Genomic DNA, 16,348 nt, shown 5'->3' with positions numbered 1-16,348 from the left:
GCCGGCGCCGGCGCAGAGCGGGCCGCTGCCGGGGGAGACCCGTCGTGACGGCGCACCCGGGCGGTGGCAGCCCCGAACGCCGGACCTGGTGCGACGTCTGCGGTACACCGCCGCGCCGGTCCCGACGGTCCCGCCGGACGGCCCGCGCGGCGGCGCTGCTCGCCCTGGCCCTGCTCCTGGCCGGCGGCGCGGTGACGGGCTGCGGGGGGCGGGCCACCACCCACCACAAGCCCGGCACCACCCACGAGCAGGCCTCGGGGAAGGTCGGCACGCTGCTCACCGCCGAAGACGGCGCGGGCCACCGGCTCCGAGAGGTCCCGGCCGCGGGCGCGCCGGAGGTCCGGCTCGCCGCCCGACCGGACTCCGAGGACGGCTGGAACCTCCAACTGACGGTGACGAATTTCCACTTCACCCCCGACAGCACCGGCGGTGGCGCCCTCCCGGGTGCCGGGCACGCACACCTGGAGCTGGACGGCCGCAAACTGGCCCGCCTGTACGGCCCTTGGTTCCACCTGCCCGCCGCGCAGGTGCCCGAGGGCGGCACGCGCACCCTGACCGTCCGCCTCTACGCGGACGACCACACGGCCTGGGCGGTGGCGGGCAAACCGGTCGAAGCTACCCTCGAACTCGAAGCGCTTTCAGGCCAGTCCACCCACCCCCACTCCTTGGCCGCGCCGTCTCCCACACCCCCGGAGGCGGCGCAGGCCGACCGCACGGTGACCGTCACCGTGCGGGACGGCAAGGTCAGTCCTGCTCCGGGCCGGGTGGAGGTGGCACGCGGCGAACGCGTAGCCCTGCGCGTCACCAGCGACCGCGCGGACACCCTGCACGTCCACGGCATCGACAAGGAACTCGCCCTGCCGGCAGGCCAGGAGGCCACCCTGATCCTGACGGCCGACCGCACCGGCCTCTTCGAGGTCGAAACGCACGAGTCCAACCTCGTCCTGACCCAACTCCTCGTCCGATGACCCCACCATCCGGGGGCACGGCCCTGCCCCCGGACCTGACCCCGATCCCGGTCCCGGCCCTGGCCTCGGCCCTGGTCCCGGCCTTGGCCTCGGCCCTGGTCCGGGCCCTGACCTCGGCCCTGGTCGGGGCCCTGGCCCCGGCCCGGGCCCCGGCGGTCCGACGGTGACCGGGTACGGGCCGCAGGCGGTGCAGTACGCGGTGCCCGGTGGCGGGGCCGGCCAGGGCGTGGTCCTTCACCCGGCCGAACCGCTCACCGTGCTCGCGCACGGCATCGGCTCGCAGCACGATCTGCCGATCTCCCCCTTCTACGCCTTCGCCGGTGCCTTCACCGCACTCTTCGTCTCCTTCCTCGCACTGGGCCTCCTCTGGTCCGCCTCCCGCTTCCGCGGCGACCGCTCGGGCCTGGCCCTGCCCGCAGGGCTCCAGCGGGTGGCCGACGCGCCGGCCACCCGTACCGCCCTGCGCGGGCTCGGCCTCGCGGCCGCGCTCGCCGTCCTCCTGTACCTCCTCCTCGGCCCCGACGACCCCGCCCGCAACCCCGCTCCCGGCGCCGTCTATGTCCTGCTCTGGGTCGGCCTCGTTCCTGCCTCCCTCCTCTTCGGCCCCGTGTGGCGCCTCCTCAACCCGCTCCGTGCCCTGCACCGCCTGCTCGCCCGACCGGCGGGGCGACTCCGTACGGCCCGCCCCTCAGGCGAAGTTGCCACCGGAGCCACCGGAGCCACCTACTCCTCCCCGCGCCCGGAGCCCCGAACGCGACCCCCACTCCCCGCCCGGCTAGGGCAATGGCCGGCCGCCGCCGGGCTCTTCGCCTTCACCTGGCTCGAACTCGTCTCTCCCGCTCCCGCTTCCACCACCACCCTCCTGATCGCCCTGACCGGCTACGCCGCCGTCCAGCTCCTGTTCGCCGCCCGCTACGGCGAGCGGTGGTTCGCCGACGGAGACGCCTTCGAGGTGTACTCCGCCCTCCTGGCCCGGCTCTCCCCCCTCGGCCGTCGCAGCGACGGCCGCCTCGTTCTCCGTAACCCCTTCCACGGACTCGACGCGACGCCCGAGCGGCCCGGACTCGTCGCCACCGTCTGCGTCCTGCTCGGATCCACCGCCTACGACGGCTTCTCCGACAACCCCTCGTGGATCAACGCGATCCAGACCTCCCTCCTCGGCCGCACGGCCGCGGCCACCCTCGGACTCCTCGGAGCCGTCGCCCTCGTCGCCGCCCTCTACTGCCTGTGCGCGGCGGTCACCCGCCTCGTCTGCGGCCCGCACCCCGGCCCGCTGACCGCCTTCGCGCACTCACTCGTACCGATCGCCCTCGGCTATCTCGTCGCCCACTACTTCTCCCTCCTGGTAGTCGAAGGACCACGCACAGTCATCATGGCATCGGGCGCTGACAACGCCCCGGAACCCTTGTCGCCCTTGGGTCCCGGCGGCCTCGCCGCCCTCCAGGTGATCGCCGTCGTCACCGGCCACGTCCTGGGCGTCATCGCCGCGCACGACCGCTCCGTACGCCTCTTCCCGCCCGCGAAAGCCGTCGCCGGCCAACTGCCGCTGCTCGCGCTGATGATCACGTACACGGTGGGGGGCCTCAGCCTGCTGCTGAACTGAGCCGGCCGAACCGGTACCGCCGCCCACCCGTGAACCGAGGAGCGGCATGATGGACCCCGTGCCCCCAGCCCACCCCCTGCGCCGGACGCCGATCCAGCAGCGCAGCGCCGACCGCCTCGCCCGGATCCTCGACGCCTGCGCGGAGCTCCTCGACGAGACCGGATACGAGAACCTCAGCACCCGGGCCGTGGCCCTGCGGGCCGGCGTGCCGATCGGTTCGGTCTACCGGTTCTTCGGCAACAAGCGGGCCATGGCCATCGCCCTGGCCCACCGCAACCTCGACCGTTACGCCGACGGCATCGAGCAGCGGCTCGCGGACCTCCCGGACACCGACTGGCGTCCGGTCGTCGACGCGGTGCTGGACGAGTACCTGGTCATGAAGCGCAGCGTGCCGGGCTTCGCCCTCGTCGACTTCGGGGTGCCGGCGCCGCCGTCCGAGGGACCCGCCTCCGACCCCAACCACCTGGTCGCCGTCCGCCTCACCGAGCTCCTCGGCGCCCATCTCGCCCTCACCCCGGACCCCGCCCTGGAGCGGGCCGTCCTCGTCGCGGTCGAGGCCACCGACGCGCTGATCCAGCTCGCCTTCCGCAACGACCCCGCCGGCGACCCCGACATCGTCGCCGAAACCCGCGCGATGATGCACGCCTACCTCGCCCGCGTCCTGGACTGACCGGACGGAGCACGCTCGTCGGATGGCGATGGCGATGGCGATGGCGATGGCGACGGCGACGGCGATGGCGATGGCGATGGCGATCGATGGTGATGGTGAGGGCGGCCCCCACGCCGGGGACCGCCGGCACCTCACGCGCCGCAGGACCGGAGGTCCCGCACGGCCGTCACGGCCCGGACGGGTCCGCCGCCCGGTCCAGCGGCCGTGCGACACCTTCGCGGCGGCCGGTCACCACCAGGTTGCCGTCCGGTGTGCGCCGCGCGAGGGCGCCGGTGCGCAGGTAGCCGTCGGGGGTGAAGGAGCGCGCATTGAGGCCGGGCGAGCGGTAGTAACCGCGCGCCGTGTAGGGCCCGCGGGCCAGGAGTTCGCCCTGCTCCCCGTCGGGCACCTCCTCGCCGTCGGCGTCGACGACGCGGATCTGATCATCGGGGGAGAGCGGACGGCCCTGCGTCGTGAGCACCGTCTCGTCCGGATCGTCGGTCCGGGTGAGGGTCAGCAACCCCTCGTCCGTACCGAAGACCTGCTGGAGGCGGCAGCCCCATTCGGGTCCCACCCGTTCGGCGGTCGCGCGGTCCAAGGGCCGGGTGCTGCCGCCGATCTGTACGAGACGCAGACTGCTCACATCGGCCCCGACCGCGGAACGCGCGTCGAGCCAGAGCCGCGCGGTGGCCGGCGTCAGCGAGGCGACGGTCACCCGCTCGCGCTCGATGGCCGCCAGGAACGCGGCGGGTTCCGGGTCCTCGACCAGGACGACGGTGCCGCCGACGGTGAGGGTGCCGATGATGCCGGGGCCGCCGAAGGCGAGGTTGAGGTCGGCGGGCAGCGCGGCGAGGTACACGTCGTCCTGGGTGAGCGACACCAGCTCGGCCGCGGCCCGCGCCTGGTAGGCGTAGTCGTTGTGGGTGCGCGGCACCAGCCCGGGCGCTTCTCCGGCGCCGCCGGAGAGCAGGAAGAGCGCCACCTGGCCGGCGTTCAGCGTGAGCGGCGGCTCGGGCGGGGAGTCGAGGGAGTGCAGCGGGAAGTAGTGGCAGCCCGACGTGTCGGTCGTGAAACCGCCGTACGGCGACGAGGTGCCGGGCGGCTCGAAGGTGAACACCCGGCGCAGGAAGGGGCCTCGGGCCGCGATGTCGGCGGCCATCGCCGTGTGGTCGAAGCCCCGGTACGTCGCGGGGCCGATGTAGCCGGTGGCCTCGGAGACCTCGACGACGTGGGACACCTCGGGCGCGCGGTGCGAGATCGGGCAGAGCACGGGGACCGCGCCGGCGCGCACCAGCGCGAACGTGGCGACGACGAGCTCGGGGATGCCGGGAAGTTGGACGACGACCCGCTGTCCGCGCCGGAGGCCGCGCAGCCGGAACCCGGCGGCCATCCGGCTCACGAGGCGGTTCAGGGCCGCGTACGTGATGCGGGTGTCGCCGTGGGCGAGCGCGGTCCGTGGTCCGTACTGCACGGCCCAGCCGCGCAGCAGGTTGTCCAGCGTATTGCCCCGCCAGTGGCCGGACGCCCAGTAGTAGTCGACGAATTCCTCGGGCCAGGGCGTACAGCCGTCGAGCATGGATGTCATTCGGTTCCTCATGTACCAGCTTCCGAACCGGAAGCCGTGCGGGTCGTTTTCGGCGTCAGCGGGGGAGAGCCCGCCGTATCGACCTCGCAGTCAAATCCGCCCCTGCCCGTCGGGCAATGCGCTTTCCCGACCAAGGGTGCTGAATCGCCTCAGCAGAAGGACCAAGGGGCGCCGCTGACCAGGGGGAACGGCCGGGGCCAGCGGTGACGGGCGCGGTACGCGCGGCGCCGCACCGAGGGCGGTCGCTGAGAATTCGGGCTCCTCGAAGCGGCATCCCGGGGACAGGGAGGCGGAGGAGAACGAGAAGTGAGGCCGGATGCACCGGTCTTCGAAGGCGGCGCGCGGCTGCCCGTCCCCGCCCGGCCCCCGCCCCGGGCCTCGCTCCGGGCCCGGCAAGGCCCGCCAGGGGGTCCCGTGAGGGCCCGTTCCGGGGATTCACGGATTCCGGGTGGTGCCGGACCCTCCCCACCGTGCCTACCGGTCGGTATGCTCGGTGCCGCCCGCGCGGGTCCGGCGCCCGTGCCCCGTGTCGCAGCCTGCTGCCCCTGGAGGGCCCATGCCCCGCACCGCCCTGCGCATCTGCCCCCTCTGCGAAGCCACTTGCGGCCTCACGCTCACCATCGAAGGCACCACCGTCACCGGGGCCCGGGGGGACCGTGACGACGTGTTCAGCCGCGGCTTCATCTGCCCCAAGGGCGCCGCCCTCGGTGGCGTCGACGCCGATCCCGACCGGCTGCGCACCCCCCTCGTGCGACGCGACGGCCGGCTCCACGAGGCCACCTGGGAGGAGGCGTACCAGGCCATCGCGGACGCGGTCCCCGCCCTCGTGAGCGCGTACGGGCCCCAGTCCGTCGGCGTCGTCCTCGGCAACCCGAACGTCCACACCATGGCCGGCCAGCTCTACCCTCCCCTGCTCCTCAAGGCCCTCGGCACCCGCAACCTCTTCACTGCCAGCACCCTCGACCAGATGCCCAAACACGTCTCCAGCGGGCTGCTCTTCGGGGATCCCTTCGCCATCCCCGTCCCGGACCTCGACCGCACGGACTTCCTCCTGCTCCTCGGGGCGAACCCGGTCGAGTCCAACGGCTCCCTGTGCACCGCACCCGACTTCCCCGGCCGGCTCAAGGCGCTGCGCGCACGGGGCGGCACCCTCGTCGTCGTCGACCCGCGCCGCACCCGCACGGCCAAGCTCGCCGACCGCCACCTCGCGCCGCGCCCCGGCAGCGACGCGTTGCTGCTCGCCGCCCTGGCCCACACGCTGCTCGCCGAGGAACTGACCGATCCGGGCGTGCTCGCGGAACACACACAGGGAATCGGGGAACTCGCCGAAGCGCTCGGTAGTTTCACTCCTGAGGCCGTGGCCCCCGCCTGCGACCTCACGGCCGAAGAGATCCGCGACCTCGCCCGTGATCTCGCGTCCGCGCCGACCGCCGCCGTCTACGGGCGCATCGGCAGCTGCACCGTCGAGTACGGCACGCTCGCCAGCTGGCTGGTCGACGTGCTGAACATCCTGACCGGCAATCTCGACCGGCCGGGCGGAGCCCTCTTCCCGCTGTCCGCGACGGACCGCGCACCCCGGCCGGCCGGACCCGGCAAGGGCTTCAGCCTCGGGCGCTGGCACAGCCGGGTCAGCGGCCACCCCGAGGCCAAGGCCGAACTGCCCATGGCCGCGCTCGCGGAGGAGATCGAGACCCCGGGGGAGGGACGGATCCGGGCCCTGGTCTCCATCGCGGCGAATCCCGTGCTGTCCGCCCCCGACGGCCGGCGTCTCGACGCGGCCCTGGCCGGGCTCGACTTCATGGTCAGCATCGACCCCTACCTCAACGAGACCTCACGCCACGCCCACGTCGTCCTGCCACCCGCTCCGCCCTCGCAGAGCGCCCACTTCGACTTCTCCTTCAACACCTTCGCCATCCGCAACCAGGTCCGCTATTCACCGCCCGCCGTCCCGCTCGAAGACGGGCGCATGGACGAGTGCGAGATCCACGCCCGTCTCGTACTCGCCGTCTCCGGCATGCACGGAACCGACCCGGTCGCCGTGGACGACCTGGCCATCGGGGCCACCCTCGCCCGGGAGTGCGCCGACCCGGACTCCCCCCTGCACGGGCAGGATCCGGCGCGCCTCGCCGGGCTGCTCGCGGGCGCCGGCGGCCCCGAGCGCCGCCTCGACCTGATGCTCCGGCTCGGCCCCTACGGAGACCGGTTCGGCGAGGCCCCCGCCCTGCCCGGGAGCGGCGCTACGGGCACCAGCGCGGCCACGCCCGACGACGCGGCGGTGCCGGGCCCTGCCCCTGCCACCCCTGCCTCCGTCGGCCCTGCCTCCGTCGGCCCGGCCCCCGTGGGCCTCGGGCTGGAGCAGCTGCGCGCGCACCCGCACGGAATCGACCTGGGCCCCCTGCGCCCCCGGCTCCCGGGCCTGCTGAAGACGCGCAGCGGCAGGATCGAGCTCCTGCCGGACCCGATCGCGGCCGAACTCCCCAGGCTGCGCAGGGCGCTCGCCGAACGCCCCGCCGCCCTGGTGCTCGTGGGCCGCCGCCACCTGCGGTCCAACAACAGCTGGTTGCACAACGTTCCGGCCCTCGCCGGAGGTTCCAACCGCTGCACCCTCCAGGCCCACCCGGACGACGCCGCCCGGCTCGGCCTCACCGACGGGCACCTGGCCCGGATCACCGCCGACGGCGGCAGCCTGGAGGTTCCCGTGGAGGTCACCGACACCCTCCGTACCGGAGTCGTGAGCCTGCCGCACGGCTGGGGCCACGACCGCCCCGGAACCCGTCTCTCCGTGGCCGCGGCCGTGCCCGGAGCCAACGTCAACCAGCTCCTCGACGGCAGCCGCCTCGACCCCCTCTCCGGTACGGCGGTGCTCAACGGTTTCCCCGTCGAACTGACACCCATCCCCTGAGCTGGGGTTTTGCTCGTATTGCTCACGCTCGGACGTCTTGTTGGCCCCAGGAGGAGGCACCTAGGTTCCCCCCATGCTGACCTTCCTCGGCTTCGCCATGATCGCGACCTTCCTGGTCCTGATCATGCTGAAGAAAATGTCGCCCATCGCGGCGCTCGTCCTCATCCCCGCGCTCTTCTGCGTGTTCGCCGGACAGGGCGCGCAGCTCGGCGGCTACGTCATCGACGGAGTCGGCAAGCTCGCGCCGACCGCCGCCATGCTGATGTTCGCCATCGTCTACTTCGGCGTGATGATCGACGTCGGCCTCTTCGACCCGATCGTGCGCGGCATCCTGCGCTTCTGCCGGGCCGACCCGATGCGCGTCGTGGTCGGCACCGCCGTCCTCGCCGCCATCGTCTCGCTCGACGGCGACGGCTCGACCACCTTCATGATCACCGTTTCGGCGATGTACCCGCTCTACAAGCGCCTCGGCATGAGCCTGGTGGTGATGACCGGCGTCGCGGCCACCGCGAACGGCGTCATGAACACCCTGCCCTGGGGCGGCCCCACGGCCCGCGCCGCCACCGCGCTCAAGCTCGACGCCGCCGACATCTTCGTACCGATGATCCCCGCGCTCGCCGTGGGCCTGCTCTTCGTCTTCGTCCTGGCCTACGTCCTCGGCCTCAGGGAACGCCGCCGCCTCGGCCTGCTGACCCTCCCCGTCGGCACCGACCGGTCGGCGGAGCCGACCGGGGAGCTCCTGGTCGCGGCCGGCAAGGGCCCGGCCGCCGCCGGGAGCACCCGGACGCCCTCCGCCGGCTCCGCCCCGTCCCAGGCCTCCACCGGTTCCGGGGCCTCCACCGGTTCCGGGGTCACCCCGGCCGGCCCGACCGAGGGCGTCACCCCCGGCGAAGACGGCTTCCAGGGCCTCGACCCGCACCGCTCGACGCTGCGCCCCCGCCTCTACTGGTTCAACGCGGGCCTCACCGTCGCCCTGCTCACCGCCATGATCATGGAACTGCTCCCGATCCCGGTGCTCTTCCTCCTCGGGGCCGCCCTCGCCCTCACCGTCAACTTCCCCCACATGCCGGACCAGAAGGCCCGGATCGCCGCCCACGCCGAGAACGTCCTGAACGTCGCCGGAATGGTCTTCGCCGCCGCCGTCTTCACCGGCGTCCTCACCGGCACCGGCATGGTCAAGCACATGGCCGACTGGCTCGTCGGCGCCATCCCCGAGGGCATGGGCCCGCACATGGCCCTGGTCACCGGCCTGCTCAGCCTGCCACTCACCTACTTCATGTCCAACGACGGCTTCTACTTCGGCGTCCTGCCCGTCCTCGCCGAGGCCGGCGCCGCACACGGGGTCTCCCCGCTGGAAATCGCCCGCGCCTCCCTGGTCGGGCAGGCCCTGCACATGTCGAGCCCGCTCGTTCCGGCCGTCTACGTCCTCGTCGGCATGGCCAAGGTCGAGTTCGGCGATCACACCCGGTTCACCGTGAAATGGGCGGCCCTGACCTCCCTGGTGGTCCTGGCTGCAGGGATGCTTTTCGGCATCATCTGACCCCCTCCGCCCCTGGCGCGCACAAAACTACCGGCGCTAGTTTGTAGGGTGTTGGCGACGTCGGATCCGATGCGGCGACCGCGCGTCACGCGTCACCGTTCAGGTCCGCACGTCCCCACGTCCAGACGTCCACAGGTCCACGCGCCCGCGCGTGCTCGGGAGGATTGCCATGAAGGCCCATGACGGGATGTACATCGGCGGCGAGTGGCGGGCCGCCCTCGGCCAAGGCCGCATCGAGGTCCTCAACCCGGCCGACGAGCGGCCGATCGCCTCGGTCCCGGCCGGTACGGCCGAGGACGTGGACGCGGCCGTACGCGCGGCCCGCGCGGCCTTCCCGTCCTGGGCGGCCACGGCTCCGGCCGAGCGGGCCGCCCTCATCGGGTCCCTGCGCGACGTCCTGGTCGCCCGCAAGGGCGAGATAGCCGAGACGATCACCGCCGAGCTGGGCTCGCCGCTGGGGTTCTCGGAGATGGTCCATGTCGGGGCGCCGATCGCCGTGGCCTCCTCCTACGCCGAACTCGGGGCCTCGTACGCCTTCGAGGAGCGGATCGGGAACTCGACCGTACTGCTGGAGCCCGTCGGCGTCGTCGGGGCGATCACCCCCTGGAACTACCCGCTGCACCAGATCGTTGCCAAGGTGGCACCCGCTCTCGCCGCAGGCTGCACCCTCGTCCTCAAGCCCGCCGAGGACACCCCGCTGACCGCACAGCTCTTCGCCGAAGCCGTGCACGAGGCGGGGATCCCGGCCGGGGTCTTCAACCTGGTGACCGGCACCGGCCCGGTCGCCGGCCAGGCCCTCGCCGCGCACGAGGGAGTCGACCTCGTCTCCTTCACCGGATCCACCGCCGTCGGCAAGCTGATCGGCGCCACGGCCGGCGCCGCCGTCAAGCGGGTGGCCCTGGAGCTGGGCGGCAAATCGGCCAATGTCATCCTGCCCGGCGCCGACCTCGCCAAGGCCGTCGCCGCGGGCGTGGGCCACGTCATGAACAACGCCGGCCAGAGCTGCAACGCGCTCACCCGCATGCTCGTCCACCGGGACGACTACGAGGAGGCGGTCTCCCTCGCGGCCGCCGCCGCGGGCAAGTACGCCTCCGGCGACCCCCTCGACCCGGGCACCCGCCTCGGCCCGGTCGTCAGCGCCAAGCAGCGCGACCGCGTCCGCGGCTTCATCACCAAGGGCGTCGAGGAGGGCGCGCGCCTCGTCGCGGGCGGTCCCGAGGCGCCGCACGAGCAGGGGTACTTCATCGCCCCGACCGTGTTCGCCGACGTCACGCCCGACATGACCATCGCCCAGGAGGAGATCTTCGGCCCGGTGCTGTCGATCCTTCCCTACGGAGACCAGAACGAGGCCCTGGCCATCGCGAACGGCACCGACTACGGGCTGGGCGGGGCGGTCTGGGCGGCGGACGAGGAGACGGCCGTGGCCTTCGCACGCCTGATGGACACCGGTCAGGTGGACATCAACGGCGGCCGCTTCAACCCGCTCGCGCCCTTCGGCGGGTACAAGAAGTCGGGCGTGGGCCGCGAGTTGGGCCCGCACGGCCTCGCCGAGTACCTCCAGACCAAGTCCCTGCAGTTCTAGACCCCGCACACACGGAGACGACGATCATGGTCCGCGCCGCCATCCTGCCCGCCGTCGGAGCACCCCTGGAGATACGGGACATCGTGCTGCCCGAACCCGGCCCCGGCCAGGTCCGGGTACGGCTCGCCGCCGCCGGGGTCTGCCACTCCGACCTCTCCCTCACCAACGGCACCATGCGGGTCCCCGTACCCGCCGTCCTCGGCCACGAGGGCGCGGGCACGGTCCTCGCCGTCGGAGAAGGGGTCACCCACGTAGTGCCCGGCGACGGGGTGGTGCTCAACTGGGCCCCGTCCTGCGGGCAGTGCCACCACTGCTCGATCGGCGAGGTATGGCTCTGCGCCAAGGCGCTCACCGGTGTCGGAGCGGTGTACGCCCACGACGCCCTGGGCGTCGAGCTGCACCCCGGGCTGAACGTGGCCGCCTTCGCCGAGGAGACCGTCGTCGCGGCCAACTGCGTCCTGCCCGCCCCCGCAGGGATCCCGCTCGCCGAGGCCGCACTGCTCGGCTGCGCGGTCCTCACCGGCTACGGAGCCGTCCACCACAGCGCCCAGGTCCGCCCCGGCGAGTCGGTGGCCGTCTTCGGAGTCGGCGGCGTGGGTCTGGCCGCCCTCCAGGCGGCCCGGATCGCGATGGCGGGCCCGATCGTGGCCGTGGACGTCTCCCCGGACAAGGAGGAACTGGCCCGGGCGGCCGGGGCCACGGAGTTCCTGCTCGCCTCCGAGACCACCGCCAAGGACATCCGCGCCCTCACCGGCGGCCACGGCGTGGACGTGGCCGTCGAGTGCGCCGGCCGGGCCGCGAGCATCCGCGGCGCCTGGGAGTCCACCCGGCGCGGCGGCCGTACGACGGTCGTCGGCATCGGGGGCAAGGAGCAGCAGGTCACCTTCAACGCCCTGGAGATCTTCCACTTCGCCCGCACCCTCACCGGCTGCGTCTACGGCAACAGCGACCCCGCCCGCGACCTCCCGGTGATCGCCGCCCACGTCCGCGCGGGCCGCCTCGACCTCGGATCCCTGGTCACCGACCGGATCACCCTCGACGGCATCCCGGCGGCCTTCGACGCGATGCTGGCGGGCAAGGGCGGCCGCTCGCTGGTGATCTTCTAGCATCCGGCTCCGCCCGTCCCGGACGGGCGGAGCCGGCCGCGGGAGCCGGTCGGGAGCCGGCCGGGAGTCAGGCCGGGAGCCGGCCGGGAGTCAGGCGGTCTCCCGCAGCGCCGCGTACTGGAGGGCCAGGCCGTCCAGCAGCGCCGCCAGGCCCGTCTCGAAGGCGCCCTCGTCCACCTCGCGCTGGCGCTCCGCCAGCAGGTGGGCCTGACCCAGGTGCGGGTAGTCCGAGGGGTCGTATGCCGTCTCGTCGTCCACGAAACCCCGGGCGAAGGAACCCACCGCCGAGCCGAGGATGAAGTACCGCATCAGCGCCCCGATCCGGGTCGCCTGCGCCGGCGGCCAGCCGGCCGCCGTCATCGCGCCGAAGACGGCGTCGGCCACCCGCAGTCCGGCCGGCCTGCGGCCCGGTCCGCGCGCCAGCACCGGCACGATGTTCGGATGGTCGGACAGGGCGGCCCGGTAGGAGTGTGCCCAGTCGCGCAGCGCGACCTGCCACTCCCGGCCGTCCCCGGCCTCGAACATCGACAGGTCGACCCGCGCGCTCACCGCGTCCGCGACCGCGTCCAGGATCTCGTCCTTCGTGCGGAAGTGGTTGTACAGGGAGGGCCCGCTGACCCCCAGCGCAGCCGCCAGCCGCCGCGTCGAGACGGCCTCCAGCCCCTCGCCGTCCACCAGCGCACCCGCCGCCTCGACGATGAGCGATCTGCTGAGGAGGGGCTTGCGCGGTCTGGCCATGCGCCACATAGTAAGGCCTGCCGGAATTAAACTAGCAGTGGTAATTAACCCCGCCGGTACGCGTCCACGTCCCCGCCCCATCCCGCCCCATCCCGTCCCGCCCGGAGGTGCCCGGTGAATCTGGAACTCAGCGAGGAGCAGTCCGCCGTCCGCGATCTCGCCCGCGCGTTCACCGAACGCGAGATCGCTCCGTACGCCGCCGAGTGGGACCGCGCCGAGAGCGTGGACCGGGCCATGGTGAAGAAGCTCGGCTCCGTCGGCTTCCTCGGCCTGACGGTCCCCGAGGAGTACGGCGGCTCCGGTGGGGACCACCTCTCCTACGTCCTGGTCACCGAGGAGCTCGGCCGCGGGGACTCCGCCGTGCGCGGCATCGTCTCCGTCTCCCTGGGCCTGGTCGCCAAGACCGTCGCCGCCTGGGGGAGCGAGGAGCAGAAGCGCGCCTGGCTGCCCCGCCTGTGCTCCGGCGAAGCCCTCGGCTGCTTCGGGCTCACCGAGCCCGGCACCGGCTCCGACGCCGCCGCCCTCACCACCCGCGCCCGGCGCGAGGGTGACGCGTACGTGATCAGCGGCAGCAAGATGTTCATCACCAACGGCACCTGGGCCGACGTGGTCCTGCTCTTCGCCCGCACGAACGAGGAGCCCGGCCACCGCGGCATCTCCGCGTTCCTCGTGCCCGCCGACGCCCCGGGCCTGACCCGCCGCGAGATCCACGGCAAGCTGGGCCTGCGCGGCCAGGCCACCGCCGAACTCTCCCTCGACGGCGTGCGCGTGCCCGCCTCCGCGATGCTCGGCCCCGAGGGGAAGGGGTTCTCCGTCGCCATGTCGGCCCTCGCCAAGGGCCGGATGTCCGTCGCCGCGGGCTGCGTCGGCATCGCCCAGGCCGCGCTGGACGCGGCCGTCTCCTACGCCGCCCAGCGCGAGCAGTTCGGCAAGCCGATCGCCCACCACCAGCTGGTCCAGGAGCTGATCGCCGACATCTCCGTCGACGTGGACGCCGCCCGGCTGCTGACCTGGCGGGTGGCCGATCTCATCGACCGCGGACTGCCCTTCGCCACCGAGTCCTCCACCGCCAAGCTCTTCGCCTCCGAGGCCGCCGTCCGAGCCGCGAGCAACGCCCTCCAGGTGCACGGCGGTTACGGCTACATCGACGAGTACCCGGCCGGCAAACTGCTGCGCGACGCCCGCGTGATGACCCTGTACGAGGGCACCAGTCAGATCCAGAAGCTCCTCATCGGCCGTGCCCGTACGGGGGTTTCCGCCTTCTGAGCGCCTGGAGTTCCTGAGTACGTACGTGAGTACGCGCGCGGATGTGCCGGGGCCCGGCCCGCCCCAAGCTGGACCCATGAACGAGACACCGGTCAAGCAGCAGAACACGGGGGCCTACTACGGCCAGGCCGTCGCCTCCTTCGGCATCGCCATCGGCGCGGTGGCCCTGGGGATCTACAACATGGACGCCGACGGCTGGGTCCGCGCCTTCCTCGGCATCGCCGTCCTCTACCTCACCACCTCGGCCTTCACCCTCGCCAAGGTGATCCGCGACCGCCAGGAGGTCACCCAGATCGTCAGCCGGGTCGACCAGGCCCGGATGGAGAAGATCATGACGAGCTACGACCCCTTCGCCACCCCGAAGCAGCCCACCCCGCAGGATCGCTAAGCGCTTGCTCACCCTCCGGTAAGGTGTTCCTTTCGAGGTGTGCCTTCCTACGGGCCGAAGAGGGTGAGCGAGCGATGGACAGCGTGGAGGAGATCGGCGGCTACCGGCCGTGGTCGGAGGTCACTCCCGACGCGGCGCGGCGGCTGCTCGTCGCCGCCGTGGAGGCCTTCGCCGAGCGCGGGTACCACGCCACCACCACGCGGGACATCGCGGGACGGGCCGGTATGAGCCCGGCCGCGCTCTACATCCACTACAAGACCAAGGAAGAGCTGCTCCACCGGATCAGCCGGATCGGCCACGACAAGGCCCTGGAGATCCTGGACACCGCCGCCTCCGGCCCCGGCAGCGCCTCCGAGCGGCTCGACGCGGCCGTACGGTCCTTCGTGCGCTGGCACGCGGCCCACCACACCACCGCGCGCGTGGTCCAGTACGAGCTCGATGCTCTCGCTCCGGAGCACCGCTCCGACATCGTGGCCCTGCGCCGGCAGAGCGACGCGGCCATCCGCCGCATCCTCGCCGACGGTGTCGCGGCCGGGGAGTTCTTCGTCCCGGACGTGCCCGGCACCACGCTCGCCGTGCTGTCGCTGTGCATCGACGTCGCCCGCTGGTTCAGCGCGGACGGCCGCCGCACGCCCGACGAGGTCGGCGCGCTCTACGCCGGCCTCGTGCTCCGCATGGTGGGCGCGGGCCCCGGTGAGGCCGCCGCCGCGCCTCAGAAGTAGTAGCGGGACACCGACTCCGCCACGCACACGGGCTTCTCGCCGCCCTCGAGCTCGACGGTCACGGTGGCCGACACCTGGACTCCGCCGCCCGCCTCCACGACCTCGGTGATCAGCGCGGTCGCGCGCAGCCGCGACCCGACCGGCACCGGGGCCGGGAAACGCACCTTGTTCACGCCGTAGTTGATGCCCATCCGCATGCCCTCGACCCGCATGATCTGCGGCACCAGGCTCGGCAGCAGCGACAGCGTGAGGTACCCGTGCGCGATCGTGGAGCCGAAGGGTCCGGACGCCGCCCTCTCCGGGTCCACGTGGATCCACTGGTGGTCCCCGGTGGCGTCCGCGAAGAGGTCGATCCGCTTCTGGTCCACCTCCAGCCAGTCGCTCGGGCCGAGCGGTGCGCCGATCCCGGCGGTGAGCTCCTCGGCGGACGTGAAGATCGTCGGCTCGGACATACCCGTACCTCTCCCTGGCGAATAAGCGCTTGCTCAGCATGCTGGGGCCGTCATGGATCTGTCAACGACGTACCCGGCTCCGAATCCCGGCCCCGCCGATTACCCTCGGCGGTGTGCCGCAGATTCCCGAGAAGGTCCACGAGCTCACCGTCGGCCAGCTGTCCGCCCGCAGCGGCGCGGCCGTCTCCGCACTGCACTTCTACGAGGCCAAGGGCCTGATCAGCAGCAGCCGCACCTCCGGCAACCAGCGCCGCTTCACCCGCGACGCGCTGCGCCGCGTGGCGTTCGTGCGGGCCGCCCAGCGCGTCGGCATCCCCCTGGCCAGCATCCGCGACGCCCTCGCCCAACTCCCCGAAGGCCGCACCCCCAACCGCGAGGACTGGGCCAGGCTCTCGGAGAGCTGGCGCGCCGAGCTCGATCAGCGCATCGACCAACTCGGTCGTCTGCGGGACCATTTGACCGACTGCATCGGCTGCGGATGCCTCTCCCTGGAGAACTGCGCGCTCTCCAACCCGGACGACGTCTTCGGTGAACACATCACGGGTTCACGGCTGTTGTGACCTCCCGAGCGTGGGCGGCCGCCGCGACCAGGTCGGCGTTCGACCGCGCCGCCCGGCCGTCCGGCAGGTGCAGCACGTCTCCTACGCCGATCCGCGCCCCGGCGCCGTACCGCGCGGCCAGCCGCAGCGCCGGCCAGGCCGCCGCCTCCCGCCCGAACAGCAGCACCGGCACCGGCGGCAGCCGGCGGAGCAACTCGGCGACCGGCCGGGGGTCGGCGGAGGCCAGCTCGGCCACCAGCCGGACCCGCGCGGGGTCCCGCACCGGCCAGGCCAGGAACCGCGCGAGC

At 73.0% G+C, this 16,348-nt stretch carries 16 protein-coding genes; 12 read left to right on the top strand and 4 right to left on the bottom strand.

Annotation, left to right across the window (positions count from 1 at the left end; genetic code table 11):
- Positions 1-155: 155 nt before the first annotated feature.
- Genes ABZY57_RS28450 through ABZY57_RS28435 form a run of 4 tightly spaced genes read left to right on the top strand, consistent with a single transcriptional unit; the run spans position 156 to position 3,241 of the window.
- Positions 156-968, top strand: a complete 813-nt coding sequence (locus ABZY57_RS28450; protein ID WP_356516700.1) for a cupredoxin domain-containing protein — start codon at positions 156-158, stop codon at positions 966-968.
- Positions 965-1,135, top strand: a complete 171-nt coding sequence (locus ABZY57_RS28445) for a hypothetical protein (RefSeq protein ID WP_356516694.1) — start codon at positions 965-967, stop codon at positions 1,133-1,135. The genes ABZY57_RS28450 and ABZY57_RS28445 overlap by 4 nt, the downstream gene beginning before the upstream one ends.
- A gap of 59 nt (positions 1,136-1,194) precedes the next feature.
- Complete coding sequence (locus ABZY57_RS28440; RefSeq protein WP_356516698.1) at positions 1,195-2,571, top strand: hypothetical protein; 1,377 nt, start codon at positions 1,195-1,197, stop codon at positions 2,569-2,571.
- Between the two features lie 49 nt (positions 2,572-2,620).
- A complete protein-coding gene (locus ABZY57_RS28435; RefSeq protein ID WP_356516696.1) occupies positions 2,621-3,241 on the top strand; it encodes a TetR/AcrR family transcriptional regulator in 621 nt (206 codons plus the stop codon).
- A 166-nt stretch (positions 3,242-3,407) separates the two neighbouring features.
- On the opposite strand, the gene ABZY57_RS28430 is transcribed toward ABZY57_RS28435, so the two are convergent.
- On the bottom strand, positions 3,408-4,805 hold the full coding sequence (locus tag ABZY57_RS28430; RefSeq protein ID WP_356516692.1) for an AMP-binding protein: 1,398 nt from the start codon (positions 4,803-4,805) through the stop codon (positions 3,408-3,410).
- A gap of 556 nt (positions 4,806-5,361) precedes the next feature.
- Between ABZY57_RS28430 and ABZY57_RS28425 the strand changes: the two genes are divergently transcribed.
- From ABZY57_RS28425 to ABZY57_RS28410, 4 genes are all read left to right on the top strand, one after another.
- Positions 5,362-7,707 (top strand): molybdopterin oxidoreductase family protein, encoded by a 2,346-nt coding sequence (locus tag ABZY57_RS28425; protein ID WP_356516690.1) that lies wholly within the window; start codon positions 5,362-5,364, stop codon positions 7,705-7,707.
- Between the two features lie 73 nt (positions 7,708-7,780).
- A complete protein-coding gene (locus ABZY57_RS28420; RefSeq protein WP_356516688.1) occupies positions 7,781-9,247 on the top strand; it encodes a citrate:proton symporter in 1,467 nt (488 codons plus the stop codon).
- A gap of 169 nt (positions 9,248-9,416) precedes the next feature.
- On the top strand, positions 9,417-10,829 hold the full coding sequence (locus tag ABZY57_RS28415) for an aldehyde dehydrogenase family protein (protein WP_356516686.1): 1,413 nt from the start codon (positions 9,417-9,419) through the stop codon (positions 10,827-10,829).
- Positions 10,830-10,855: 26 nt separating this feature from the next.
- Positions 10,856-11,935: a zinc-binding dehydrogenase gene (locus ABZY57_RS28410; protein ID WP_356516684.1), complete on the top strand. Its 1,080-nt coding sequence runs from the start codon at positions 10,856-10,858 to the stop codon at positions 11,933-11,935.
- 90 nt (positions 11,936-12,025) lie between these two features.
- On the opposite strand, the gene ABZY57_RS28405 is transcribed toward ABZY57_RS28410, so the two are convergent.
- A complete protein-coding gene (locus ABZY57_RS28405) occupies positions 12,026-12,673 on the bottom strand; it encodes a TetR/AcrR family transcriptional regulator C-terminal domain-containing protein (RefSeq protein WP_356516682.1) in 648 nt (215 codons plus the stop codon).
- Positions 12,674-12,787: 114 nt separating this feature from the next.
- Here ABZY57_RS28405 and ABZY57_RS28400 point away from each other — a divergent pair, with 114 nt between their 5' ends.
- The 3 genes from ABZY57_RS28400 to ABZY57_RS28390 all read left to right on the top strand — a co-directional run bounded on the left by ABZY57_RS28400 (position 12,788) and on the right by ABZY57_RS28390 (position 15,049).
- Entirely contained in the window at positions 12,788-13,939 is a 1,152-nt protein-coding gene (locus ABZY57_RS28400) for an acyl-CoA dehydrogenase family protein (protein WP_356516680.1), read from the top strand.
- 76 nt (positions 13,940-14,015) lie between these two features.
- Complete coding sequence (locus ABZY57_RS28395; protein WP_356516678.1) at positions 14,016-14,327, top strand: YiaA/YiaB family inner membrane protein; 312 nt, start codon at positions 14,016-14,018, stop codon at positions 14,325-14,327.
- Positions 14,328-14,401: 74 nt separating this feature from the next.
- On the top strand, positions 14,402-15,049 hold the full coding sequence (locus tag ABZY57_RS28390) for a TetR/AcrR family transcriptional regulator (RefSeq protein ID WP_356516676.1): 648 nt from the start codon (positions 14,402-14,404) through the stop codon (positions 15,047-15,049).
- On the opposite strand, the gene ABZY57_RS28385 is transcribed toward ABZY57_RS28390, so the two are convergent.
- Positions 15,040-15,501, bottom strand: a complete 462-nt coding sequence (locus ABZY57_RS28385; RefSeq protein WP_356516674.1) for a MaoC family dehydratase — start codon at positions 15,499-15,501, stop codon at positions 15,040-15,042. The genes ABZY57_RS28390 and ABZY57_RS28385 overlap by 10 nt on opposite strands.
- Positions 15,502-15,614: 113 nt before the next feature.
- Between ABZY57_RS28385 and soxR the strand changes: the two genes are divergently transcribed.
- Positions 15,615-16,061, top strand: coding sequence for a redox-sensitive transcriptional activator SoxR (soxR, locus tag ABZY57_RS28380; RefSeq protein WP_356516672.1), 447 nt, complete (start codon positions 15,615-15,617; stop codon positions 16,059-16,061).
- On the opposite strand, the gene ABZY57_RS28375 is transcribed toward soxR, so the two are convergent.
- On the bottom strand, positions 16,039-16,348 hold a 310-nt coding region (locus tag ABZY57_RS28375), incomplete at its 5' end, for a 3-keto-5-aminohexanoate cleavage protein (protein WP_356516670.1). The genes soxR and ABZY57_RS28375 overlap by 23 nt on opposite strands.

This window comes from Streptomyces sp. NPDC006450, from assembly GCF_040612195.1.
Classification (GTDB): domain Bacteria; phylum Actinomycetota; class Actinomycetes; order Streptomycetales; family Streptomycetaceae; genus Streptomyces.
This window is presented reverse-complemented; position numbering and strand designations above follow the sequence as displayed.